The organism is Acinetobacter sp. 5862 (assembly GCF_024494585.1).
GTDB lineage: Bacteria > Pseudomonadota > Gammaproteobacteria > Pseudomonadales > Moraxellaceae > Acinetobacter.
The window spans coordinates 1-25,734 of sequence record NZ_JANHGP010000050.1; the positions used below are offsets into that span (position 1 = coordinate 1).

16 protein-coding genes, 3 pseudogenes and 1 other annotated feature are annotated in these 25,734 nt (G+C 37.9%); of the genes and pseudogenes, 4 read left to right on the plus strand and 15 right to left on the minus strand.

Annotated features, from left to right (window positions below; genetic code table 11):
• Positions 1-530 precede the first annotated feature (530 nt).
• From NO346_RS08930 to NO346_RS08950, 5 genes are all read right to left on the minus strand, one after another.
• Positions 531-3,170 (minus strand): bifunctional aconitate hydratase 2/2-methylisocitrate dehydratase, encoded by a 2,640-nt coding sequence (locus tag NO346_RS08930; RefSeq protein ID WP_256414948.1) that lies wholly within the window; start codon positions 3,168-3,170, stop codon positions 531-533.
• A 258-nt stretch (positions 3,171-3,428) separates the two neighbouring features.
• Positions 3,429-3,815: a hypothetical protein gene (locus NO346_RS08935; RefSeq protein ID WP_256414949.1), complete on the minus strand. Its 387-nt coding sequence runs from the start codon at positions 3,813-3,815 to the stop codon at positions 3,429-3,431.
• A 76-nt stretch (positions 3,816-3,891) separates the two neighbouring features.
• The gene (locus tag NO346_RS08940) at positions 3,892-4,374 is read right to left on the minus strand and encodes a DUF4124 domain-containing protein (RefSeq protein WP_256414950.1); all 483 of its coding nucleotides are present in this window, start codon (positions 4,372-4,374) and stop codon (positions 3,892-3,894) included.
• Between the two features lie 131 nt (positions 4,375-4,505).
• Positions 4,506-9,011: a translocation/assembly module TamB domain-containing protein gene (locus tag NO346_RS08945; protein WP_256414951.1), complete on the minus strand. Its 4,506-nt coding sequence runs from the start codon at positions 9,009-9,011 to the stop codon at positions 4,506-4,508.
• Positions 9,012-9,059: 48 nt separating this feature from the next.
• Positions 9,060-11,786, minus strand: a complete 2,727-nt coding sequence (locus tag NO346_RS08950; protein WP_256414952.1) for an autotransporter assembly complex family protein — start codon at positions 11,784-11,786, stop codon at positions 9,060-9,062.
• A 162-nt stretch (positions 11,787-11,948) separates the two neighbouring features.
• On the opposite strand from NO346_RS08950, the gene NO346_RS08955 reads away from it, so the two are divergent.
• On the plus strand, positions 11,949-13,268 hold the full coding sequence (locus tag NO346_RS08955) for an MFS transporter (RefSeq protein ID WP_256414953.1): 1,320 nt from the start codon (positions 11,949-11,951) through the stop codon (positions 13,266-13,268).
• 3 nt (positions 13,269-13,271) lie between these two features.
• On the plus strand, positions 13,272-13,907 hold the full coding sequence (coq7, locus tag NO346_RS08960) for a 2-polyprenyl-3-methyl-6-methoxy-1,4-benzoquinone monooxygenase (protein WP_256414954.1): 636 nt from the start codon (positions 13,272-13,274) through the stop codon (positions 13,905-13,907).
• 48 nt (positions 13,908-13,955) lie between these two features.
• Here coq7 and NO346_RS08965 read toward each other — a convergent pair whose 3' ends face one another.
• From NO346_RS08965 to NO346_RS09000, 8 genes and pseudogenes are all read right to left on the minus strand, one after another.
• Entirely contained in the window at positions 13,956-15,926 is a 1,971-nt protein-coding gene (locus tag NO346_RS08965) for a caspase family protein (RefSeq protein ID WP_256414955.1), read from the minus strand.
• Between the two features lie 50 nt (positions 15,927-15,976).
• Positions 15,977-17,455: a caspase family protein gene (locus NO346_RS08970; RefSeq protein WP_256414956.1), complete on the minus strand. Its 1,479-nt coding sequence runs from the start codon at positions 17,453-17,455 to the stop codon at positions 15,977-15,979.
• Between the two features lie 135 nt (positions 17,456-17,590).
• Positions 17,591-18,076 (minus strand): annotated as a pseudogene (locus tag NO346_RS08975) (DUF2799 domain-containing protein); the annotation flags it as partial.
• 26 nt (positions 18,077-18,102) lie between these two features.
• Positions 18,103-18,537 (minus strand): 2-amino-4-hydroxy-6-hydroxymethyldihydropteridine diphosphokinase, encoded by a 435-nt coding sequence (locus tag NO346_RS08980; RefSeq protein ID WP_256414958.1) that lies wholly within the window; start codon positions 18,535-18,537, stop codon positions 18,103-18,105.
• Positions 18,494-18,874, minus strand: a complete 381-nt coding sequence (gene folB, locus NO346_RS08985) for a dihydroneopterin aldolase (RefSeq protein ID WP_087536177.1) — start codon at positions 18,872-18,874, stop codon at positions 18,494-18,496. Before folB ends, NO346_RS08980 begins: the two co-directional genes overlap by 44 nt.
• A 26-nt stretch (positions 18,875-18,900) precedes the next feature.
• A complete protein-coding gene (locus NO346_RS08990; RefSeq protein ID WP_256414959.1) occupies positions 18,901-20,199 on the minus strand; it encodes an AarF/ABC1/UbiB kinase family protein in 1,299 nt (432 codons plus the stop codon).
• Positions 20,200-20,256: 57 nt separating this feature from the next.
• Positions 20,257-21,063 (minus strand): HesA/MoeB/ThiF family protein, encoded by an 807-nt coding sequence (locus NO346_RS08995; protein ID WP_305884310.1) that lies wholly within the window; start codon positions 21,061-21,063, stop codon positions 20,257-20,259.
• Positions 21,064-21,206: 143 nt separating this feature from the next.
• A pseudogene (locus NO346_RS09000) lies at positions 21,207-21,986 on the minus strand (IS3 family transposase); the annotation flags it as partial.
• Positions 21,751-21,864, minus strand: a sequence feature (AL1L pseudoknot). It overlaps the preceding pseudogene by 114 nt.
• A gap of 366 nt (positions 21,987-22,352) precedes the next feature.
• Between NO346_RS09000 and NO346_RS09005 the strand changes: the two are divergent.
• Positions 22,353-22,784 (plus strand): PPC domain-containing protein, encoded by a 432-nt coding sequence (locus NO346_RS09005; RefSeq protein ID WP_256414960.1) that lies wholly within the window; start codon positions 22,353-22,355, stop codon positions 22,782-22,784.
• Positions 22,785-23,202: 418 nt separating this feature from the next.
• Here NO346_RS09005 and NO346_RS09010 read toward each other — a convergent pair whose 3' ends face one another.
• Both NO346_RS09010 and NO346_RS09015 read right to left on the minus strand, forming a co-directional pair.
• Positions 23,203-23,841: a glutathione S-transferase family protein gene (locus NO346_RS09010; protein ID WP_256414961.1), complete on the minus strand. Its 639-nt coding sequence runs from the start codon at positions 23,839-23,841 to the stop codon at positions 23,203-23,205.
• Positions 23,842-23,857: 16 nt separating this feature from the next.
• Positions 23,858-24,876 (minus strand): annotated as a pseudogene (locus NO346_RS09015) (NADP-dependent oxidoreductase).
• Positions 24,877-25,018: 142 nt separating this feature from the next.
• On the opposite strand from NO346_RS09015, the gene NO346_RS09020 reads away from it, so the two are divergent.
• Positions 25,019-25,627 carry a TetR/AcrR family transcriptional regulator gene (locus NO346_RS09020; RefSeq protein ID WP_256414962.1) on the plus strand — a complete coding sequence of 203 codons (609 nt, stop codon included), beginning with the start codon at positions 25,019-25,021 and terminating at the stop codon, positions 25,625-25,627.
• Positions 25,628-25,734 lie beyond the last annotated feature (107 nt).

Below are 25,734 nucleotides of genomic sequence, written 5' to 3' on the forward strand. Positions count from 1 at the left end.
CTTGGTTTGAGATTCAATTTAATCGCTGGAATCTACAACTCGGAACTGAGCAAAAAATGATTTATGAAAGAGGTCTATTACATAATATATCCATTGAATATTTTGACTTTTTTTTGCAAATGATTGAAAAGTAGATATTCCTCCGTGAAATTCTAAAAATTCTTTTATAACGTCTACTATAAAAGCTTCAAAATAACTAAACAGTGATAAGAGCAAGTAATCAGAAACATGGGATTTATATCCACTTATTCTTGTTTTAAGCTATTCATAAGGTTTTCACTAGAATAGTAACCCTCTTTATGACTTTTATAATAATTAGGACGACATAACGAGCGCGCTTTACCCTCCTCAATCAATTTAATTTTTTGTTTTAGGTTAGGTATTGCATAATGAATTACAACACTAAAATCAAAAATTTCTTGAGTATTCTTCTGCCATTTTACAAATGCATTTGTTTTATTCATAATAAAAAATAAGGGCTGATTACTCAGCCCTTATTTTTAACTCATTAAAACTTAATTATCAATAAATTAAGTCAATTGAGCCGCTTGGATTTTCTTGGTATCAACTTGATCAGCTTCTTTTGTATATTCACTCATCTTATCGAAGTTCAAGTATTTGTAGATGTCAGCAGAAGCGCTGTCAATTTGTGACGCGTACTGTTGATATTCTTCTGGGCTTGGTAATTTACCAAGAACAGCAGCGACAGATGCAAGCTCAGCAGAAGCTAAGTAAACGTTTGCACCTTGACCTAAACGGTTCGGGAAGTTACGAGTAGATGTCGATACACATGTAGTGTTCGGTGCTACACGTGCTTGGTTACCCATACAGAGTGAACAACCTGGCATTTCAGTACGTGCGCCTGATTTACCATAGATGTTATAGAAGCCTTCTTCCATCAACTGATGCTCATCCATACGCGTTGGTGGCGCAATCCAAAGACGAGTTGATAAAGAACCACCTGGTACTTGCTCAAGCAATTTACCTGCAGCACGGAAGTGACCGATGTTTGTCATACAAGAACCGATGAATACTTCATCAATTTTGTCGCCTTGAACTTCAGAAAGAAGTTTAGCGTCATCTGGATCGTTCGGGCAGCAAAGAATTGGTTCTTTGATGTCAGCAAGATCGATTTCGTAAACTTTTAAGTATTCTGCATCAGCATCAGCTTTTAACAGGCTTGGGTTATCTAACCACTTCTGCATGTTTTCAGCACGGCGCGCTATTGTACGAGCATCGCCATAACCTTCTGCGATCATCCACTTCAACATGGTGATGTTAGAACGTAGGTATTCAGCAACTTTCTCTTCAGAAAGAGTGATTGAACAGCCCGCAGCAGAACGTTCAGCAGATGCATCAGAAAGTTCGAATGCTTGCTCAACAGTCAAGTCATTTTCCATTTCTGTTAAGTCGATCTCAAGGATACGACCAGAGAAGATGTTTTTCTTACCTTTCTTCTCTACAGTTAAGTCACCAGCTTTGATCGCATAGTAAGGAATCGCATGTACAAGGTCACGTAAAGTAATACCAGGCTGCATTTTACCTTTGAACTTAACAAGTACAGACTCAGGCATGTCAAGTGGCATAACACCAGTTGCAGCTGCGAACGCAACCAGACCAGAACCCGCTGGGAATGAAATACCGATTGGGAAACGAGTATGTGAGTCACCACCAGTACCAACTGTATCTGGAAGTAACATACGGTTTAACCAAGAGTGGATAATACCATCACCTGGACGTAAAGATACACCGCCACGGTTCATGATGAAGTCTGGTAATGTATGGTGAGTTGTTACGTCAACTGGTTTTGGATACGCAGCAGTGTGACAGAAAGACTGCATCACTAAGTCAGCTGAGAAGCCCAAGCACGCCAAGTCTTTTAACTCGTCACGCGTCATAGGACCAGTTGTATCTTGAGAACCAACAGTGGTCATCTTAGGTTCACAGTAAGTTCCAGGACGGATACCTTGACCTTCAGGAAGACCACATGCGCGACCTACCATCTTCTGAGCTTGTGTAAAACCTTTACCAGTATCAGCAGGTTGTACTGGAGTACGGAATAAAGTAGAAGGCTCAAGACCTAATTCTTCACGCGCTTTAGCTGTTAAACCACGACCAATAATCAGGTTAATACGACCACCAGCGCGTACTTCGTCTAATAGTACAGGCGTTTTAAGCTCAGCTTCTGCAATTTGTACACCGTCTTTGAATGCAGTAACTTTTGCAGCAGCATGATCAATTTTCAATACAACTTCGTCGCCCATGTTCATGTTCGCAACGTCGATTTCAACAGGTAATGCACCTGCATCTTCCATTGTATTGAAGAAAATTGGAGCGATCTTAGAACCTAAGCACACACCACCATCTTTTTTGTTTGGAATGTGTGGAAGTTCGTTACCGAAGAACCAAAGTACAGAGTTAGTTGCAGATTTACGGCTTGAACCCGTACCAACAACGTCACCCACGTAAGCAACTTGATTGCCTTTCGCGATCAATTCTTTGATTTGGCTTAATGGACCAACTTCACCTGGTTTTTCAGGGTAGATACCGTCACGCTCGTTTTTCAACATTGCATTTGCGTGTAATGGGATATCTGGACGGCTCCAAGCGTCTTGAGCTGGAGACAAGTCATCAGTATTGGTCTCACCTGTTACTTTAAACACAGTGATTTTGATTTCTTCTGGAACGTCAGCACGGCTTGTGAACCATTCTGCTTCAGCCCAAGATTGTAAAACAGCTTTAGCCGCAGCATTGCCAGCTTTTGCTTTGTCTGCTACGTCATGGAATGCATCAAATACAAGAAGAGTTTTCTTCAATGCTTCTGCAGCTAATTCAGCAAGCTCAGCATTGTCAAGAAGTTCAACTAAAGGAGCAACGTTATAACCACCAAGCATCGTACCTAGTAAGTAAACTGCACGCTCTTTAGTTACAAGTGGAGAAGTTGCTTCGCCTTTTGCTAGAGCAGCCAAGAAAGCAGCTTTAACATATGCAGCTTGGTCAACACCTGCTGGAACACGGTTTTCAAGCAAATCTACTAAAAATGCTTCTTCGCCTGCTGGTGGATTTTTTAATAAAGTTACAAGTTCAGCAGTTTGAGCATCATCAAGCGGCTTCGGTGGGACTCCGAGTGCGGCACGTTCTTCAACGTGTTGGCGGTAAGCTTCTAGCACAGTGTTATTCCTCTTTTTTAAAAAATTACTTGTAAGTTCCAGCTTGCTACAAGCTTTACAAGTAATATGGACAGCAAAATTTTACTAGACTTCGCGTTAAAAGTTAATGCAACTACCGTATTTCTACGTGATGCCCATTATTTTATAGCGAAATGTTCATCTCTTTTGAATACCGCTTTGGTCTTAGATCAAAGTTTAATAAAACAACAAATTACATGCATAAAAAAAGACAACTGATGTGTCTTTCAAATGAACCTATTAAAATGATTTATACTTTGGTAGCTGGTCATGTGGTGTTGCCAAGCATTGCTCAGTAAATTTCTGTTTCAACTGTTCACGTTCTGCATCAGGATTCGCCTTCAGTTGATCGATTGGCATTGCATATACCGTTTCAATAATTTCAAAGATAAATTTACGTGTTGTTTCATCTTCAATTTTATCTGCATGTTCTTTTGCTTGCTTTTGTTCAATGCCATTTTGACGGTCCAAAGTAATTGAACGCGCTGCATTGCCCACACTGACACAATAACCATGCCACTGTTCTGCTGGAGTTAATTGCTTTTTATCTGCACAACCAACTAGCACCAAACCTATTGCAATCAAAAAAACTTTTTTCATCATCGTACTGCGATTAATTTGATGCATACATCATACTGAAAGTTGTTCATTTTGCAAAAAAGAAGCGTTTAAATCCGTATGAGCTGCAATAAAATAATACAAATCATTTACTGCAACGCATGCTATTACCCATTTTCTGACATTTACCGCCTGTAGAAGAAAGATAGGTTGTGCCTGCAACTAAATTATAAGGTTTACCTTTCGCATCCCAACATCTTACACTATTGCAATTCTTCACAGGAATTAATGCTTCACTCGCGGCTGTAATGGTTGCATTTGAGGTTGCAGTAGTTGTACCTGTTGATTTCGCTGTTTGTGTCGTTACTGTTGGAACATTTTTTTGTTCTTTGTTATTGGCCACGGAAACATTTATCGCACTGGGAGTTGTCACTGTTGTATTTATATTTTTTTTAGTTGGATCAAGTTGAGGATCTTGCTTCTGAGTGGGCGGTGGTGTTGCAGAATAAGTCGTTACTCCTTTCGAATCGACCCATTTATAATACTCTTTTGCATGTGCTTGGAATGTAAAGCTGAGCAATATTAAGCCTATAGTTGCCAAAAGTTGACTTAAAGTGACAGGTTTCATCCACTCTCTCCAAAAAATGTCATTAATCTATATATTTTTCAATAGCTTATTTTTATTTTAGCATATTTTTAAAAATACCCAGCATAAAAAAACCTGCTTTATTTTCATAAAACAGGTTTTCTAAAAAAGCTTTAAAAGCGCCAGTTGTAGAATACGTCAATGGCTCTCTCTAAAGATTGGCTTGCTTCTAAGTATAAACGGCGATTCATTTGATAACGTAAGGTCAATTTATTTACAGGTGTAAACACGCCTATGCCATAACGAATAAACAGGTCTGGCGTGATATAGCCCGTTAAACTCACTTGAGTGTCATCACCTGTACCCTGTGCATCAAGTGCTAAACCACTGAGACCAAATGTTCGACCAATCTGATTCGTTAACGCCCGTGTTCCTCCTAAGCCCATACTGATGCCTGCGGCTGCAATGGTATTGTTTACATCAGATTTAAAGCCTTCTGTATTACTTAGGCCGCTACTTCCTTCATTGATACGACCTGTGACCAATGCATTCAATGCTTCTTGTTCAGATAAACCTGCATCATTATAAATTTGAACATTTGGAACGGTTGCTGTCCCAGTCACACGTAAACCAACCATACTACCTTGCACTGACTTATTCGCATCAATATCAAGTGTCGGATTCGCAAGTGGACCATTAAAACGTGCGATTGCGCGGTTCAAATCTAAGCTTTGACCATAAGCTTCAATCTTCACTTTCTGACTCACGCCAATTGCACCATTTGCTCGCATTGCAGTTTCTAAACCACGTTGTGATAAATGCAAGCGACCAACCAATGGAATATTACTTTCAAAACCTTGGAAGATCACTTGATTGCCCAATGTCAGAGTCATATCCGCGCGAATATCCCACGGTTTAGCTGCTTTCAATGTCGAAAGTAAATCTTGTCCTTGCTGTACGACTCGTACATCTGGTGAAATATTTACAACTGGCGCAGTAGTCTCTGGCATTGAAATACGAGCACGTGGTACATCAATCGTTCCTCTTAAACTCAATTGTTGTTTAAATGGGTAAACATCCAAATTTAAATCAGGTTGCACGATTGCGGTAATCATCGGCGCTTGGCGAATTAAAAGATTATCACCTTTCAAACTAAGCGCGAGATGAGGATCTTCTTTCCAATTGAAGCTACCTTTTAATCGCCCAACCCCTTGTCCACTGTTGAACGCACCATCAATACTGGCTGAATCTTGTCGAATAGATAAATAAAGCTGAATGTTGTTTAAATTTACAGGCAGTGAAATCATACTAATTGCGCCATTTTTTAAGCGCATTTCACCTGTAAATTGTGGTTGAGTCAGTGTGCCATTAATTTTTCCAGCCAGTGCAAGCGTGCCCGCCATTGAACGCACATCTTTAATAAATGGCTTGAATACTTTGAGTTGTACATTATCAAAAGCAACTTCACCACGCATTGGCATTCCATTTTGAAATGGATTCACGATCACGTTAGCGTAACCTGTACCAATGTCCGGTGTTTTCATATCCACACGGAATAATAAGCCATCATTGACACTTTTCGCGATTATGCTCAATTCATCATAGGTGACTGTGGTCGCAATATCTTGAGGATCATCAGGTGCAAGGCCCAATGCGCCTTTACGAGTGACTAAACTTGCATCTAGTTTTGGGTGACTACCTTTAGCCCACGAAGCTCGAGCATAACCATTCAGTTGGCCAGTAACTGCTAAACCTTCTGGCATAAATACCGCAAAATCATTTAAATCTAGATTTTTAGTAACAACTGAAAAATTACCTTTATTTTGGCTAATACGTGCCGATTGATCTAAACAAACCTGACTATGCAGACTTTGCCAACAATGCTGTCCGATATAAAGTTCAGATTGGGCTGTAGAATAAATGATAGCTGCACTTTGATTTTGTACTAAATCAATACGGCGTGATTTAAAGTGACCTTTTTGTAATTGTCCTAACCATTGATTGTTCTGATTGAAACCACCTGCAAGCTGTACATAAAAATTAGATTGGCGATTATTACTTTCAACTTTTAATACATGTGCTTTACGCGTGCCACCTAAGTTAATCGTTGCATTTTCTATTTCACGATTACCACTACGTAAATGATCAACTTTGGCAACTAATAATGTAGGTGTTGCTTCAGAAGTCGGCAATTCACCCTGAATACGCAGTGATTTAACGCTTGCCACATCCTTGAATGCGAAATTATCCACGGCAATATTTGCCGTTGCTTTTAAACGTGGTTGTGATTGAACGTTTAAAACGCCGTAGGCACGACCTTGCAGGCCTGGATAAAGCTCATACAAGGCTGGAGCATTTAGTTTCACTCTTAAACTTTGTGCATTGCCTGTGGCTTGTAACTGGTTCTGAGCATAGGCAAAAAATAAGTTATTGGCTTCAAACTGTTGCGGTAAAAAACCTTTCTGGTTGGAGTCTAGCAACAAAGTAAGGTTACCACGACCACGAACAGGTTTATTATTCAGAAAACCTGCCGCGTTTAAATCTCGAATATCGATGCGCTTCAGCTTTTCAGACCAAACACCTTGTGTTTTAACATGCCCTGAGAGTTCACCTTTAAGTGTTGAAACAAAATACTGTGGTTTGAAGCGTACTAAAGATGCATTGATATCCCAACCAAGTTTATCTTTTAGGTTCACAGCACCTGTAGCAAAAATCTTACCTGCCACGCCATCATGTTTTAACTCATTAATTTTTATATATTCTGGTGTTCCTGCTACGTTGATTTTCAACAGTCCATTGCCTTGATTTAATGCATTTAATGAACCGTTGTAATCAACTGCAAAACTTTTAAAACCTCCACCAGACTTCTGATCATTAAACATTAAAGCGGCTGTACTTTTGCCTTTTAATGCAACGGTTTCTATACGATCTGACTGAACAATTTGACCTTTTAAATCAATACGATCAAATTGAATGATCTGTCGATTCGGTTTTGCAAAACCAGTTGCTTTAATATCGCCATTTAATAAATTAACAGGTGCAGTAGCAACGACTGTTTGTGGATTAAAATTCTTGGCTTTAAGCTGAGCCTGCCAGGCTAACTGTTGCTTTTCAGTAGGTAATTTAACTTTTGCTTGCCCAGATAAACTCCCTTTCGCAGCCTGATAACGAAAGTTTTCAACATTCAGTAGATTTGATTTTATATCAAGACGGGCATCATATTTACCCGTTGGTAATAATGCTTTCTCATGAGGTTTTACTGTTGTAGAAACATAGATATCTTGTTGACCTTGTTTTAAGGCGATGTCGGTATGACCGTCTTCGCTAGTCAACCAACCAATATAAGGAACTGCCCGATCTATATTTTTCCATGCCACATTTAATAGCATCGGCTGTGGTTTGTGATCTTTCGATGCAGCTTGATTGAGTTTAACAGCCCAGCTTTCATATTTATCGAAGTCAAGGTTGGCTTTTAAGGACAGCCCTTTTTCCATGGAACCTGATGAACTGAGGTTTGCATCCAGATTGGGCGGCAAGAAATCCTGAGCCACTTGCGGAACAGTTTTATCTTTTGGGTTTAATTTTTCCAAACGCCCCTTAACATCCCATGACACATGATCATGCCAATTCACCATACCTTTAAGACCAACCGTACCACCCATCAACTGACCATTAAAATCATTGATATTGAGCTGGTTTTTCAGGTCAGTATCCATCAGGGCATTATATTTTCCCTCAGGAATCTGTTCGCCTTTCAGGTCGGTATCCAGTGTCAGAAGTAACTTTTGAATGTCACCGTTAAACCGCGCCACACCATCTTTTGCAAATAATTTCTGTTCTTTTAGCAGGGGTAAATGGTAATTTTTAAAGAACAGCTCGCCTTGCATCGGTACGTGATCACGTACTGGATGTATAACAGCCCAACCCGTTAATAAATCTGGAGTCTGTGTTGCGATACCTGCTTTTAATGTATCTAAAGATCCTGCTGCAACAACTTTAATAGTATGAATATTTAAACTTTTTAACGATGGAATAATTAGATCTGCTTTCGCATGAATTGGATATTTACCACTAAAATCCATTTTCCCTGTTGCATGTTGGACTGCTAGATATCCCATATCCATTTTAGAGTCCTTAAACTCTAATTTGGTTCCAGACCATAGGGCATCTTTCAAGTAAATATCATTAAAACCAACTTTCGATGTTTGAGTTTTAATCTCAAGATGATCAAGAGTTGCTTCATCTACACGCAATACGAATGGAAGTTTGATTGCATCAAAGGCAAATGGTTTACCTGAAGGCGATTTTTTGTTGATCACTTTCAGATTACGTACATCAGCATGACTTAAATGTATTTCTTTATTTAAGATTGCGCGCCAACCAAGAGAAACATCAGCACGATCCAAAGTAACATCTACAGCTTTTAATTGAACTAAAACATTCTTAAGGATGATTCCTCTGAGTAAATTTCCACCCTCATATTCATAACGAATCATTTTTTGGCTTTGCAGTACCCGATCTAATAAAAAACGACTGCCTTTGTCGGTAGAAATCATAACGATTAAAGAGCTAACCAATAACAAGAGTATGATCGACAAAATTAAAGCAACACTTCTCACGATGCGTCGTTCTGGTCTTGGTCCAACTGGTGGCGTTAGTTGCGGTTCTACTTCCGTCATAATCAACCTAAAATTATTTGAGCTTTTCTAAAGGATGTTTTTAAATTATTAAAGCTGTGAGCCGATGAAAAAATGTAATCGAATCGGGTTATTGTCATTGGAAATACCAGATGCCACATCAAGCCGTATTGGTCCTATTGGTGATCTCCAACGGATACCAACACCAATACTATATTCGGTTGGGTTACTAAACTGTTTGTCATATGAATTACCAAAATCAGAGAAAATTGCTGCTCGCCAACCATCTTTAAACTGATAATTGTACTCTAAAGATCCTACGCCTAAAGCTTGTCCACCGATTTTAAAACCGTTCTCCTCTGGCGAAAGACTTTTGTAATCGAAACCGCGTAAGGACTGGTCTCCACCTGTAAAGAAACGGAGGTTATAAGGCACTTTTTTAAAATCATCTGTGAAAATATAACTGGTGTCCGCTCGACCTACAAATTGGTGATTTTCATTTTCACCCAATGAATAAATAAAACGCCATCCACCTGTCAAAATTGCCATATTTGCATTTGATAATAATGACTCTGTCCCTAATTCAAGCTTGTAGGTTTGCTTAAAACCTTTGGTTGGATTCAAGAGGGAATTACTATTGGTCTTAGAAAGTTCATATCCAAATAACAAGGATTCTTGTTCCGAATCAATCCCTGATACTTTAAAAGCGTCAGGTAATTCATTGATATCAATATCACCTTTTTTAGTTAGGCGATCTAAACGGTAACGTAAACCAATGATATGTTGCCAATCACCCAAAGGATTTTTAATAACACGTTCACCACCTAAAACAGCGGACTCAACCAATAAATTAATATCTGGGCCAATGTCATTGCGCTCTTCACGCTCGTAACCACCGACAACATTAAAATAATCATTTAACGGATGTTTATAAGGAATGCTATATCGCCCATCTATAGATTGACGAATTTGTGACAGCTCAATGTTGGCATCAAATGCATGACCATACTTATTTACAATTGCTCGTCTGTATTGACTACGCACACGAGCACCCGTGTCTGTACCGTAACCAATACCAGTTTCTAAACTATTCAAACGGTCGGCATTAAGCGTTACTACGACTGGAATTTTTTTCTCAATTCTCGTTTGCTCTTCTAATTTCTGGCGTTCATCTTCTTCATCATCATGTTCATGTGATAAGGGCATAGAGCGTGCTAGAGCATAGGCTTGAGGGGGTTGACCTCCAGAGAATTGTGTTTCATCAACGACATTTTGCGTCACTTGTTGTGCAGAAGTTACTTTTTGTCTTGCCAATTCTGCTTTCTGTTGACTATTTAGCAATTGAGATTGTTGGATTTTCTGTTGATCGACTAAAGCTTGAAGATCTGGCGCTAACTCTAAAGTAGGCTGAACTGGATTAGGTTTAATCGTATCTACCAATGTGTAATTAAAGTAACGTGTATTCGTTAAGTTATTTGCTAAGGCATTTACACGCCAAAATGCATAGTCATCACCCTCTTTCCAAGGTGCCAAACTATCTAAAACTTTTTGAGTTAAAGGCAATGGCTTAGTTGGATCGCTCATACGATACTCAACTTGTTTAAGTTTATATCGCTCGCCCGTCTCATATTTTAGATTAATTTCAGCTACTTTTTCTGGCTGGGTAATTTTGACATCATGCAAACGCCAATAACTATCAAAAAAACCGTTATCCGATGCGGCATTCACTATCTTTGTTTTTGTTGTTTCATATTTACCGTGATTAAAGATATCCCCTTTTTCTTGTTCTGGGATCAAGCGTAAAACTTGGAAGTGAGGCAGGTTTTCACCCGCACCAGAAAATTCAATATTTTGCTCTTTAATACGGACGGGTTCATTCGGTGTGACAATGACTTTAACTTTATTATCACTTACCCTTTCAAATTTATACGTGGCATTATAGTAGCCTACAGCTTGTGCAGCCTGATTGGTCAACACTCTTAACTGAGGTAAAGCGGTGTTAAAGTCTTCAAAAGATTCTTGAGTAAAACTTGATAGTTTTGCTTTTATATTTGCAGCCAACGCAGGAGGCGCGCCAGCGACATCAGCAGTAATACGCGGAATTTTCTCTGCACCCATCAAGCTATCTGGGTGAAAACGATTCCATATTTTTCGGAAGAAACCGACTTTTTCTTTAGGCTGATCACTTTGTGTTTGAAACTCTGGTAGTGTTCTACCCGTTTCATTTGCTTCAACGACAATCTTACTGTCGGTTTGAATATCTTGCATCAGCCGATTAATATCCACTGGAGCCTTAGTAATTTCTATCAGTTCAGGCGGTGAAATGTCTTTAACAACTGTTGGTGGATTTTTTGACGTACTTTCTCGATAAGCTTGGGCCTCATTTTTTGCATTCTCAGCCTCACGAAAAATTTCATTCGCCATTGTTTGGTCAACAGGGATAACTGGCAAATTTTCTAAATTATCATCAAGCTGAATCGGTTTTAATTCATTAATCTGATTATTAGACTGCTCTTGCTGTTTCAATGCCAACAAGCTGTCTTGTTCGGCTTGATTAGCAAGAGACTGATTTGTACTGCTTGATAAAACAGTTGATGTATCCTCAGTACTTTGATCAGATTTAACTTGATTCAAAGACTGTTGGTCTAGGGTTTTATTATTTGATGTATCTGTTAATTGTTCTTGCGCACAAGCAGCTGATATACAAGAAGTAATTAAAAAAGTGCTACAAATAAGTTTAGGAAAGCTCTGCATTTTAAATATTAAATGCATAGAATGAACCAACGTTAACTGTTTAAAATTAGCTTTAGATGACATGTAGAACTCTAAACTTATTTTTAATTTATCATTTGTGACTGGTGAAAATACTTCAAATCTTTGATTTTCATCCAATCAAATATCAAAGTATCATACATGCATTTTGTAGCATTTTTACAGTACGTCACATTTTTTTATAAAACACAATGAAGTGAACACACAATGAAACAAGATGAGCACTTAATGACATCACGTCGGTTTGCACCGATGTTTTTCACTCAGTTTTTTGGAGCCTTAAATGACAATGTTTTTAAGCAAGCTCTACTTTTAGTGATCACTTATGGTTGGATCCAGCAACAAAGTGCCCCCGTCAGTACACTCAATAATCTAGCTGCCTTATTATTTATCTTGCCTTACTTTTTCTTTTCTGCAACTGCTGGGCAAATTGCTGATAAATATGAAAGATCTCAACTCATTCGCTTTATAAAAATATTAGAAATTATCATTATGTTGATTGGAACCGCGGGGTTCTTGCTTGGAAATTTATGGTTACTACTTTTTGCATTATTTCTGATGGGGACGCATTCAACTTGTTTTGGTCCAATCAAATATGCAATTTTACCAGAAATTCTAAAACAAGAAGAATTGATGTCTGGTAATGCACTTTTCCAATCAGGTACATCGATCGCAATATTATTAGGAATGATTCTTGGAGGTGCAGTTATTGCATCATCGGAAGGAAACTTATTGTGGATTAGTGTCACTGTTGTCATCATAGCTTGCTTAGGCTATTTATGTAGCCGATTTATTTTACCTCAAAAGGTTGCAGCGCCAGATTTACAAATTGACTGGAATTTTTTTCGTACAAGTTTTCAGACTTTAAAATATGCTAAAAGCCTTCCGATCATATTTATTGTTTTGCTCGGTAATTCTTGGTATTGGTTTTATGGCGCAACCTATTTAACTCAAATTCCTCAATTGACCCAACAAAACCTGCATGCTTCTGAAAACGTTGTCAGTTTACTTCTCACCTTTTTCTCTGTTGGCATTGGTGTAGGTTCATTACTGTGCAGACGTATCGGTGGTACAGAGATCAATATTAAAATGGTACCTTACGGTGCGATTGGGTTAACGATCTTTGCTTTGTATTTAGCAGCGAGCCTCTCTTTTGTTCCTGAGCGAACTGGCGATTTACTGAGTTTAAAAGATATTTTTACCCAAGGTGCCGTGTACTATCATGTCATGCTTGCCGTGACTTTATTAGGTATTAGTGGTGGATTTTATATTGTGCCGCTATATGCAATGATGCAAGCTTACTCACCACGTTCTCACCGTGCGCGTGTAGTAGCCGCAAATAATATTCTAAATGCTGTATTTATGGTTTCTTCGGCAGTTTTCTCAATTTTAATCTTAAGCATTTTAAAAATTGATATTAAAATATTATTTACGATTACTGCAGTTTTAAGTGCAATTTTCTCATTTTGGTTATTAAAGCGTTTAAAACCGTTATTAGAAAATGCACCCAATACTTTAGAGGATTAATATATGCGTCATTTTACAGGTATCGATAAACTTATTAATTCTTTTGATCAGGCTTTGCGTAGCTTGGTGCCAGGGGCAACTGCTGCTCAGCGATCTAATCCAGCAAATTCAGAACCTTCACAATTATGTGTTAGCGATGCTCGCCATGTAGCAGGTTTAATGCGTGTCAATCATAGTGGCGAAGTCTGTGCACAAGCACTTTATCATGGTCAGGCGCTCACTGCAAAACTTCCCCATGTTCGAGAAGAAATGCAACAAGCTGCGATAGAAGAACAAGATCATCTCGCTTGGTGTGAAGACCGTTTAAAAGAATTAGACAGTCATACGAGCGTACTCAATCCAATTTGGTATGGTTTATCTTATGGTATGGGCGCAATAGCAGGTATTGCAGGTGACAAATATAGCTTAGGGTTTGTCGCTGAAACCGAACGTCAAGTCAGCCAACATCTACAGGAACATATTCAACAACTTCCATCTCATGATGATCGTTCACGTAAAATTTTAGAACAAATGAATGAAGATGAATTACACCACCGCGATACAGCCTTAAAGGCTGGAGGTGTTGATCTACCTGTACCTGTGCGTATTACCATGACAGCTATATCAAAATTAATGACTAAAACCAGTTATTATATTTAGTAAAACTAAGCCTTTCTTCGTAAGTTGGAAAGAGGTTTAAAGCACTTATCATACACATTGTTTCTGCCAATTTCCTGACCATCCATAAGCAGTAACTCGAGTTATTGCTTCTGCATGGTTTAACTTAGCTGCTTTACAATACCATTCCTTTGCTTGTATTTTATCTTTTTCAATACCTAGTCCATATTCATATAAAATACCAATATTGTACATTGCACTTGCAGATTTTAGATTAGCAGCTTTTAGATACCATTCCATTGCCGTATTATAATTTTGTATAACACCAGTTCCATCATAATAAAGAGTGCCTATAAAATTTATTACTGCTTCATCACCTGAATCCACAGCTTTACTATACCACTCCATTGCTTTTTGGTTATTTTGCCCGAATCCGCCATTTTTAGCATAAAATTTACCTATCATTATCATTGCTATCATATCACCAGCATCCACCGCTTTTTGATACCATTCCAGCATTTTTTGATCATCTTGCTCTACAATTTTCCCTTTGGCATAAAAATTACCTATAGCCATCATTGCTGTCGTGTCACCAGCATCCGCAGCTTTTTTATACCATTCCAGTATTTTTTGTTTATCTGCTGGCATAAGACTTCGAGCTGGTTTAGATAATAATGGTAATGAACCTATTCTCATCATTGCTGTTGTATTGCCTAAATCTGAAGATTTTCTATACCATTCCAACGCTTTTTCTTTATCTTTAGGTATACCCCAATTACCAACAAAATAAATAAGCCCAAGTTCTTGCATTGCAAAATGGTTTCCTAAATTGGCCGCTTTGCGCAACCATGTAATTCCCTCAGGAAAACCTCTTGCCATCAAAAGAAAACCTAAAAGATTGGCCGATGCAGCATGCTCTTGATTCGCTAAAGTAGCTAAATCTTTATAATTTTGACCTGAGAAATTAGCTTCGTTAATAAATATTTCAGCAAACGGATTCCCTTTTGCGAATGCCTGCTCTGCTGCTTTATATCTATTCTTCAGATATAGGGGGCTTAAAGGATTTTTTAATAAGATATTATCCGCTTCTTCGATATATTTTTTAGTCTTTTCAATATCATTTACAGACGCAACCTGAGTTTGATTCATTTTAAGTACATATTTTTGTATTTTTTCTTGCGCTAAATGGTTAAATCTTCCATTGGGGTATTGTTTTAAATAAGCTTGATAACTCTCTGCATCGGTTTCATTTTTAATACTGTCCCAAAATACCAATTCAGCATCAGCAGTAGTGCTGTTGGTATTTTGCAGAATATTAATCGTGGGTTGAATAAAATAAACATCTATACTTAGATTTCCCTCACGAGTAGGTACTTGTTGCCCTTTAGTTACAGTTCTAACTTGATCTTTGACATCATCAAACATTCCCATAATAGACTTATCTTTTTTTCGCATTACTTGTGCTAAAGCTGTAGCGTATGGGCTATTCCCTGTGTTGCCATCCTGTGCTACTTTGCCCGCATCAGTTGCATAGGCTATCAATAATTCATCTCCTGTTACCTGTACTCGGCTTAAACCTTTGGTGGCACTTTTAAAACCGCTATTAGGACGATCTCGACAGGCATCCAAAATCACAATACGAGCTTTTGCACCTTGTGTCGCATTGATTAGTTCATCTGATGTGACAGCCCCTGTTCGCAAATCTACAAGATGTTCAATTTGGGCATCTGTTGCTAATAGATAATTCTGCCGATTATCCCCTTGCTGCCCATGCCCTGAAAAATAAATCAATGCAATATCCGCATCTTGTGCTGTTTGGTTAAATTCATTAATAGTACGGTTTAAAGTCCGAAAATCCGCATTTTTAATTAGCTTCACATCATCAAACTGAAGTTCATTTTTTAGGGTATTTTGCAAAAGAACTGCATCATTAACAGGGTTAGCCAATTTATTTTCATGTTGATAAGCTGCATTACCAATAACTAAAGCAACACGTTTAGCATAAGCATGATGTGCTATAACACTCATCCATATCAACACAACCACTTTTATCAAACGCATTCTATTCCCCTTATTGATTCCATATCTTTTATTTAATCTAAAGAATAATTTTATTGTTCCTCTCCACGTACCATACGAACATAATTTTTTGAATCAATAGAGTTCGCCATAATGAGACCACTGCCAAAACTAATACCGATGATTTTGGCATCTACTTGCACACTAGATGTCCAATAATTCAAATCACTTAACACTGATTTTTGAGGGGTATTAGGAAAAATTTGTGTATCTAAAGTCGGTTTTTGATGTGTAAAACTGTCACACATTAAAGGGAGTAGCTTCGTTTCTCCTGTCCGTTTATTCATATAAGGTTTTTGCATAACTTTAGGAAAACCTTTCGAACAGTAACGAATATTAGCCAATTCAGCAATATTTGGTAAACGCCAATCATTATATCCAGCAAAATTCTTTTGATTCATTTCTGTAATCATTTGTTTAGTATTTTCAAAACTGTAAGTCTCTGCTTTACCAATACATGTCGTTCCATCCCATGTTTGACCTAAACTACAACGCATCCATATTAAATTAGTTTTAGGGTCACGCCACATACCTTTTTGCATTAATATTGAATTATCTGCTTCTAGGGTTTGAGTAATAACTGCATCAGATTGATTAGGTTTTGTACTATATTTCTGTATTCTTGCTTGCGCTAAATGGTTAAATCTTCCATTGGGGTATTGTTTTAAATAGGTTTGATAACTCTCTGCATCTGTTTCATTTTTAATACTGTCCCAAAACACCAACTCAGCATCAGCAGTAGTGCTGTTGGTATTTTGCTGAATATTAATCGTGGGTTGAATAAAATAAATATTAATACTTAAATTTCCTTCACGAGTAGGAACTTGCTGTCCTTTAGTCATCGTTCGAACTTGATTTTTTACTTCATCAAACATTCCCATAATAGATTTATCTTTTTTCCGCATGACTTGTGCCAAGGCAGTCGCATATGGACTATTTCCTGTTTGACCATCCTGTGCCACTTTTCCTGCATCAGTTGCATAGGCAATCAGTAATTCATCTCCTGTAACCTGTACTCGACTTAAACCTTTGGTTGCACTTTTAAATCCGCTATTAGGACGATCTCGACAAGCATCCAAAATCACAATACGAGCTTTTGCACCTTGTGTCGCATTGATTAGTTCATCTGATGTGACAGCTCCTGTTCGCAAATCAACCAAGTTTTCAATGTGTGCATCTGTTGCCAATAAATAATTCTGTCGATCTGCACCTTGTTGCCCATGACCAGAAAAATAGATTACTGCAATATCAGCATCTTGTGCTGTTTGGTTAAATTCATTAATAGTACGATTTAAAGTTCGAAAATCAGCATTTTTAACCAGTTTCACATTATCAAAATGTAAATCATTTTTTAATGTACTCTGCAATAAAACAGCATCATTCACAGGGTTGGTTAGTTTATTTTCATGTTCATAAGCTGCATTGCCAATCACTAATGCAACACGCTTGGCATAAACCTCATATGTCATCACACTCAGCAAAGCCAACACAGCAACTTTTATTAAACGCATCGTATTCCCCTCATCGATGTCCTATATAAACGATGGAAAAGCAAAAGAGGGTTAAAATTTTAGAACAATTTACCTCGAACCTTTTTTCGATTTAAAACGCTCTAAGTCTTTGACCGCACCCTGATAACGGGATTACACACCACTACTGTTTAAGCGTAGATCATAGAGACGTTTTCTATAATCATCACGATCCTTAACAGATAAGTCTTTACGCTCTAACTCTTTTAAATAATAGTTAATATCATTTTGTGAGCGATCAAACTCCGAGTTTGCTTGGTAGTAGCCATTTGCAACTTGATAATATATTCGCAAAGACTCACGTTTGTCTAACGGACAAATACGAAAATCACCACGCCCTTCTAACGCTTCATTAAAAATAGTTTCTGGTCGGCAGTAATAGCCCAAACCTTTTTGGTAACCTTGTTCATAAAGCTTTTGATTCGGCACAATATTGGCTTTTTGACAAGAAGAATAATATTTATCTAATCGAGATTCCTGTCCTGCTGCACCATCTTTTTCTCCAACATTAAACCAATTTGCAGTTTTACATTGTTCAACACTCATGGCAGCACAGCCTGAAAGTAAAATTGTAAAACCTAGTAACAATGAAATTTTATTCATGGAATATTGTTCCTATTATTATAGTGTTAGATAGAAATAACGGGATAAGAATTTTTCCTATCGTAATCTAAATCTGGAACCTGCCACAAATCATAAAGTGGAATTTTAACATCTAAGGCTAATGGTAACTTTTTTGGATTAAATTGCATATCTTCTAAAGTCTTCCCCCAAGCAATCACATCAATATCCAAGCTAATATTATGTGATGGACGAACTCGACCAGATTGTGCTTCTAAGTTTTTCAGGGTTTCAGTGATCTCATCAACATTCAGTCGACTTTTTAATAAACAAGCTGAATTCCAATAATCGGCACCAACACGATCCCGACATGGGATTCTATAAATTGAAGAAAATTCCACTATACCTAAGCTTAATATCTGTTGATAAGCAAAAGTGAAATTTTGTTTTTGTTTGAGGTTACTCGCCAATGCGAGCGCAAAAATTGTTTCTGTTGCGTTCAAGGCGAATTCCTACTGCATTGGCTTGTGCAATGATGGCGGGTTTGCGAATGGTGATACTGATCGATTCGATCGTGGGGAAAGTCGTAAATAAACATTCAAGTACCAATTGTGCGGCGTGCTCAATCAGTTTCGGTTTAGCCTCTTGTATAACTTGGGCTGCAAGCTCACAGATTTGCGCATAGTTGAGCGTATCTTCCAACTCATCCGAGTATGCAGCGTGTGATAGATCATTATGAATGATGAGATCTAGCATCAAAGGTTGAATAATTTGGCGTTCCCAGTTGAAACAGCCAACCACAGTATCCACCTTCAACCCTTCAATTATAATGGCATCCATAATGACCTAATGAACCGATAAATAAATTAATGCTTTAAAAACGAAGCAGGTTCAATATTGTGAACCATTTTTAAACGTTGGTCAGCATAAATATCGGTATACGGTGCGAGAACACGCATGAAACGATCAAAATATAGCATTTGCTTGAATAACAAAGCGAAGTCACGCGGGAATTTGATACCATGACGCTCACCGACAGCCACCATATCCATCATAATGTCATTCAAATCTGCTGGATTGGAACTGAGAATTTCTTGCGGATCTGCCAGTAATACACCGCTAAATAAACGCTCTAAATCATCAGCCAAGACTTGAGTGTCAATTTTCTGATGCGTCATGCCCATTTTCAGCATATTCTCAGCCATCGCAACATAATTGGTATGCTGTAATGCATCCATAAATGCCATACATGCTGTCCAAACTTCAGGGTTTAACTGACCAACAATACCAAAATCAATAAAACCAATACGACCATCTTCAAGTAACATCAGATTTCCAGCGTGTAAATCAGCATGGAAACTCTTACATAGCATGAGACTACCAAACCAAGTATTCATTGCAGTAATCAGAACTTGTGTTGGGTCTTTGGCATATTTTTTAACAACATCAAAATCAGTTAATGACACCCCGTACAAGCGCTGCATGGTAAGTACACGGCGCGTTGAAAATTGATGATAAACTTTTGGTGCAGTTGCCGCTTGGTTACCTGACACATTTAAATATTGAATAAAGTCATCCAGATTCTGTGCTTCTTCAATAAAATCAACTTCACGTACCATACGTGTTTTGATCTCATCCACAATTTCAGAAAGCGATGCAAACTTAATTTTAGGAACGGCTTTTTCTAATAGTTTTGTCGCCCAATGTACGACATTTAAGTCAGTATATAAAATGGTTTCAACACCAGGTTTTTGAACCTTTAATACCACATCTTCACCCGTAACCAGTCGAGCGGCATGGACTTGCGCGATTGAAGCTGAAGCTAGTGGCTTTTCATCGATAAAACTAAAAATTTCATTCAGATTACGGCCTTCAAATTCTTCAGCTAATACTTGTTGGATATAGCTAAATGGTAAGGTTGGCGTTTGATCTAAACAGCCTTGGAATTCATGAACGTATTCACGAGGGAATAAAGACGGCGTACTGGCAATAAATTGACCCAATTTAATATATGTTGAACCAAGCGACTCAAAGGTCTCACGCATAAGCTTTGCATTACTTGGTTTTTCAGTTGCATATTTCACACCTGCTTGTGCAGCAACAATAACTGTTTCACCGATACGTGCAACAGAACGTAATCCATCGAATAAAATATTTCTTTTCATAATCTTTAATTGCCTTACAGATGGTCTTAGTTTAGCAAATTTTGCTCAATTTACCGATCAAGTTGCCTGACAAACTGGACAATTTACATCTTTTTCAAATTTAAGAATGCGTTGCGATAGATTTAAACCATTCCAAAGCAACAGTTTTTGCTTTAATGGTGTCAGACCAAGTCCTAAAAACAACAAAGTGTGATGCGCTTGTAATGACGCTATCATTACAGGAGTGGTAGCTAATACACCTGACTCCGCACAACGTAATCCTTCATTGGCATGATCTTCTTTCGGAAACAGACATTCATAACAAGCTGAATCAGCATCCACCATAAACAGTTGCCCTTCAAAACCAATGGCTGACGCACTGATAAGCGGTACTTGATGTTTTCTACACAGCGCATTCACTAGATAGCGGGTCGTAAAATTATCACAACCATCCAAGACTACATCTTGATGCTGTACAAGTTCATCAGCATTCGTTTCATCGAATCGTATATTTTGATAGCTAACTTGTATATGCGGATTAATGTCTTTTAGATGCTTTGCCAGTATTTCGGCTTTGTATCGACCTAAATCTTTTGTCGTAAAGGCAATTTGTCTTTGCAGATTACTCATTTCAATCGTATCGGCATCGACAATGGTAATTTTACCTACACCTGCACGTGCCAACAGCTCAGTACTGGTACAACCGATACCACCTGCGCCGATTATTAGCACATTGGCGAGTTTTAGTTTTTCTTGTGCTTCGATATCCCAACCATCTAATAAAATCTGACGACTATAGAGATGCATTTCCTCATTACTTAGCTCAAATTCGTTTTCCAAATGGTCTGACACGGGACTTACTTCTTTATCATCAAAAGTGTTCATGATTTTAAGTCGATGTGGGTTCTGAGGAAAGTAATAAATTAGAACGAACACTGTTTTCTTTTGACAAAAAGCGATTTTACCCCAATATTTTTCTTACTCTTTAACTGAATCGTACCGAGTTTGTCGGAGACTTTTTATTTAAGTTAGGCCACCTGACCTAACAGGTTAATCTTATCATAGTACGTTGCTTCAAACTCAAAAGGCAATACATAACCCAGTGCACTGTGTACATGCTTTTTGTTGAATCAATCAACCCAACTTAATGTCGCAAGTTGTACATCTGCTAGACCTTGCCAATCTGCTTTTAAATATTCAATCACCTCTGTTTTGTATAAGCCATTCACCGTTTCAGCCAGAGCATTATCGTATGAATTACTGTTCGTATTAGCAGCAGTGTAAAAATAACCCTCTAATGGCATTTAAAAACACCCCCCTTTCTTAACACGCTAAACACCTTGTATACCTAGCTTTTGCATCAATCGAGCAACTGTACAGCGCGCAACAACATAGCCTTCATGTTTCAGTTTTTGCCAAACTTTACGTACACCATATCGACCTGAACTTTCCTTCCAAATTCGTTTAATTTGTTCAGCATGGATGCAAGTCATGTAAATCTCGTTTCGCTTGATGTTCCCTTGCGAAGCAATGCTTCTCATCACAGAGGATTAGAGTTCGGTAATAGGTTGAAGCTGCGATAGGTAAAATTCTACAAATTGCCTCAACACCATATAACGCCTTATTATGGATAAAATCCATCACTATTTGTGTGGGCGGTCGAGCTCCGCCTGGCCGAAAAAAGCGGCTGCTTTACGTAGAATGTCATTAGCACGATGCAGTTCTTTATTTTCGCGTTCCAATTGTTTGATACGTTCTTCATCTGAAAATTGTTGTACTTTGATTGGATTTTGTTGATTTAAGTATTTTTAATGCTCTCATATCAGGAAAGTTAATTTCCAGCAAATCCAGCACAGTTGCTGTTGCTGTTGCTGTTGCTGTTGCTGTTGCTTAGAGTTTCTTTCAGTTGTTAAAACAAGAAAGAATTAAGAAGAAAATATATAGCAAGAACTGAAGCCAGGTCTAATATCTTTGAATATATTGAGGTGTTCTGCAGTTCAAACGCGGCCTAGTTCCAACGGTCAAAGTTCTTGATTAGATTATGAGAGGGTCTATCAAAAGATGGTTATGTGTGTCTAGAATTTTGGTGACTATTCACATTTCTGTTCCATGATTTATGGTTACTTATTACTTATGTTACTATGTCAGGAGCGATACAAGAATTAAGGTAACTTATGAAAATAGCGAATACAAAATTACTAGCTGGTGCTTGTATGGCCCTAACTTTAACTATGCTTAGCCCTGCCGTACTTGCAAATGATAACAATGATATACGAAAGACTGTTGTAGTTAAGTTTGCAAAAAAAGCTGACTCTGCAAATTATTACGGAAGGCTAGATGGATACAAGTATGATTCCTACAAATTTTATGCTAAAAAAGGGCAAAAGTTAAAAGTGACGTTGACTGGAGGAAATGTTGAAACTTACTTATGGGGTAATCAATTAAAAGACTCTATCAATCTTGGAGAATATTCTCCAGAGCTTGATGATAATGGTGTTTATATTTTACCTGCGTCAGGTGAGTATGAAATTAGAGTATTACAACCTAGATCACAAGCCAGAAAAGATAAAAAAACTCAATACTGGATGAGCATTAACATTAAGTAAAATAAAGACTTGCTAGATTCTTTTAAGCTTTTATACAAGGGTTCAAAAACTATTGCCAGTTAAGCGGGACGTATTTTTACGCATATGTGTTTATGTTATTAAAATGGTGTAGTTTACTTGTTTAATACCCCGAGGAATAATTTAATCTTGCTGTCCGTTAGTCACGTTTCTTTCTTTCAAAAGTTGATTATATCTTTCAAGGTAACCTTCGTGATATTCAAACTCTTTTGATAGGAATTTGCAGGGGAATAATAGGCGAAACTTGTCTTAAATAATGGTAATTCCTTATCTTTAAAATAGAGAACGCCCGATGAAATTCATTAGGCGTTTACTTAAATATGTGTCAGCTTATTTTTTAACTAGATGTACTTGTCAAGCACGATTCTTTTTCTAAATTGCCTTTAAAAAATCAATCTTGCTATTTTTGACTTTTCACACCATTTTGTTCAATTTGTACTGCGGCTTGCCAGCTAGGTAGTTGGCTTAAACCTGCTACATAACGTTGGATATGCGGATAATTTTCACCTTGTCCCATATGATGAACTAAAGCATGTAGTCCAAAGCCCATCATAAAGTCAGCACCGGTTAAACGGTCTGCGACTAGAAATTCTTTATCTTTTAAATATTCATTTAAATAGCTAAATACTTTATCGAACTCAACTTGAGTATAATTTTCTAGAAATACCAACTTCGTACCCTGCTTGGTTTCTATCGCATTAAACGTTTTTAACAAAAATGGCAGCATGGCAGAGCTTTCTGAGAAATGAATCCACTGTAGATAATCGACATAGGTAGGTTCATCCATATCTGGTGCTAAATGCGGCGCAAGTTGCTGCATTAATAACTCAACGATTGCGCCTGACTCTGCAATAACTTTGCCATCCCATTCCAATACTGGAGATTTCCCTAAAGGATGAATGGTTTTTAAAGATTCAGGGGCCAAATGCGTGTTTAAGTCACGATAATAGCGTTTCAGCTCATAGGGCTGCTTGATTTCTTCAAGCAACCACAAAATGCGAAAAGAACGTGATTGATCTAAATGATGTAGTGTAATCATGATAATTCCTATTTTTTTAAATTTTTACAACGACTTTGCCAAAGTTTTCGCCTTTCAACATACCATTGAAAGCATTGATCGTGTTATCTAAACCTTGCACCATATGCTCTTTATATTTGATTTTTCCGTCTTTCAACCATTCAGACATTTGCTAATAGAATTCCGGATACTGACTGCCATAATCATCAAAAATAATAAAGCCTTGCATGCGAATACGCTTTTTTAAAAGGGTGGAAATAAAGCCCGGTAAACGGTCTGGGCCTTGTGCTTGCTCGGTAGCGTTATACTGGGAAACCACACCACACACTGGTACACGTGCCGCAGAGTTAAGCAATGGCCATACCGCATCAAACACTTTACCCCCACATTCTCATAATAAATATCAATACCGTTGGGAGCTGCTTGTTGTAATTGTTCTGCAAAATTTTCATCATGATGATTGATACAAGCATCGAAGCCAAGTTCTTCTACTGCATAACGGCATTTTTCAGCACCACCTGCGACGCCAACCACGCGACAACCTTTAAGTTTGCCAATCTGTCCAACCGTAGCACCAACAGGTCCCGTTGCAGCTGCAACGACTAAAGTTTCACCGGCTTTAGGCTGACCAATGTCCAACAACCCCATATAAGCAGTAAATCCTGGCATTCCCAAAATACCCAATGCCCAAGATGGATGTTCAGGTTGCATACCTAAGCTTTGACATGCAGCCCCATTAGAAATTGCGTAGCCCTGCCAGCCATTTCCTGAAAGAACCCACTCGCCTTCTTTGAATTTTGGGTTTTTAGAGGCCACCACTTGACTGACTGTTCCACCGACCATCACTTCACCAATTTCAACCGGTGCTGCATATGAAGGAGCATCACTCATGCGACCACGCATATAAGGATCAAGTGACAAATAAATGGTTTTTAACAATATCTCGCCTTGTTTAAGTTCATTGAGTTCAACTTGTTCAATACGAAAATCGCTGTGTTTTGGCTCACCGACTGGCCGTTGAGCTAAAACGATGCGTTGATTAATAACTGTTTTCACACATATAACTCCATGTTTTATTTAGAAGTATTTCTCTTCACAATCAAAAACTGTGATTAAAATTTCTTTACATCCATTGTAGATGAGTTATAATAAAAAAATACGACTGGTCTATTTTTTTACAATAGAGTAAATAATTAATATGAAGCCTACTCCTATTAAAAAGTCTGAAGCGAAGCGCTTACACATTCTTAACACCAGTTCAGACCTGATTTTGCATAAAGGTTTTACTGGCGTAGGATTACAGGAAATTTTACAGAGCTGTGAAATCCCTAAAGGCTCGTTTTATCATTATTTCCAATCTAAGGAAGCTTTCGGATGTGAATTGGTACAGCATTATGTAGATAATTACCAAGTCCGTTTAAATGATGTATGGCGTAGCGATAAATCCCCTTATCAAAAGCTGATTGAGTATTTTAATTTATGGATAGAAGATCCTGAAACACAGTGTGGTTGGGCGGATAGCTGTTTAATTGTGAAACTTGCCGCAGAAGTTGCCGATCTATCTGAAGATATGCGCTCGATTATGTCCGCTGGCGTCGATGATCTAATCGAACGTATTGCTGGTTTAATTGATTTGGGAAAACAGGATCAGTCTATCCAAGCAGATACTGAGGCCTCCACGTTGGCACAAGTACTTTACCAAATGTGGTTAGGTGCAGCATTACTGAGTAAGTTGCAAAAAGATAAAACACCATTACATCAAGCTCTGAGAGCAACTAAATTTCTATTAAGAAGTGAAGATTCATAAAAATTAAATTAAAAAATAACCTTCCTTCCTGTATATAGGAAAATAAAGGAAGGAAAGCTATTCACTCAGGCCCTTCACCATTAAATGAGGGTTGTTTTGCTTATTGC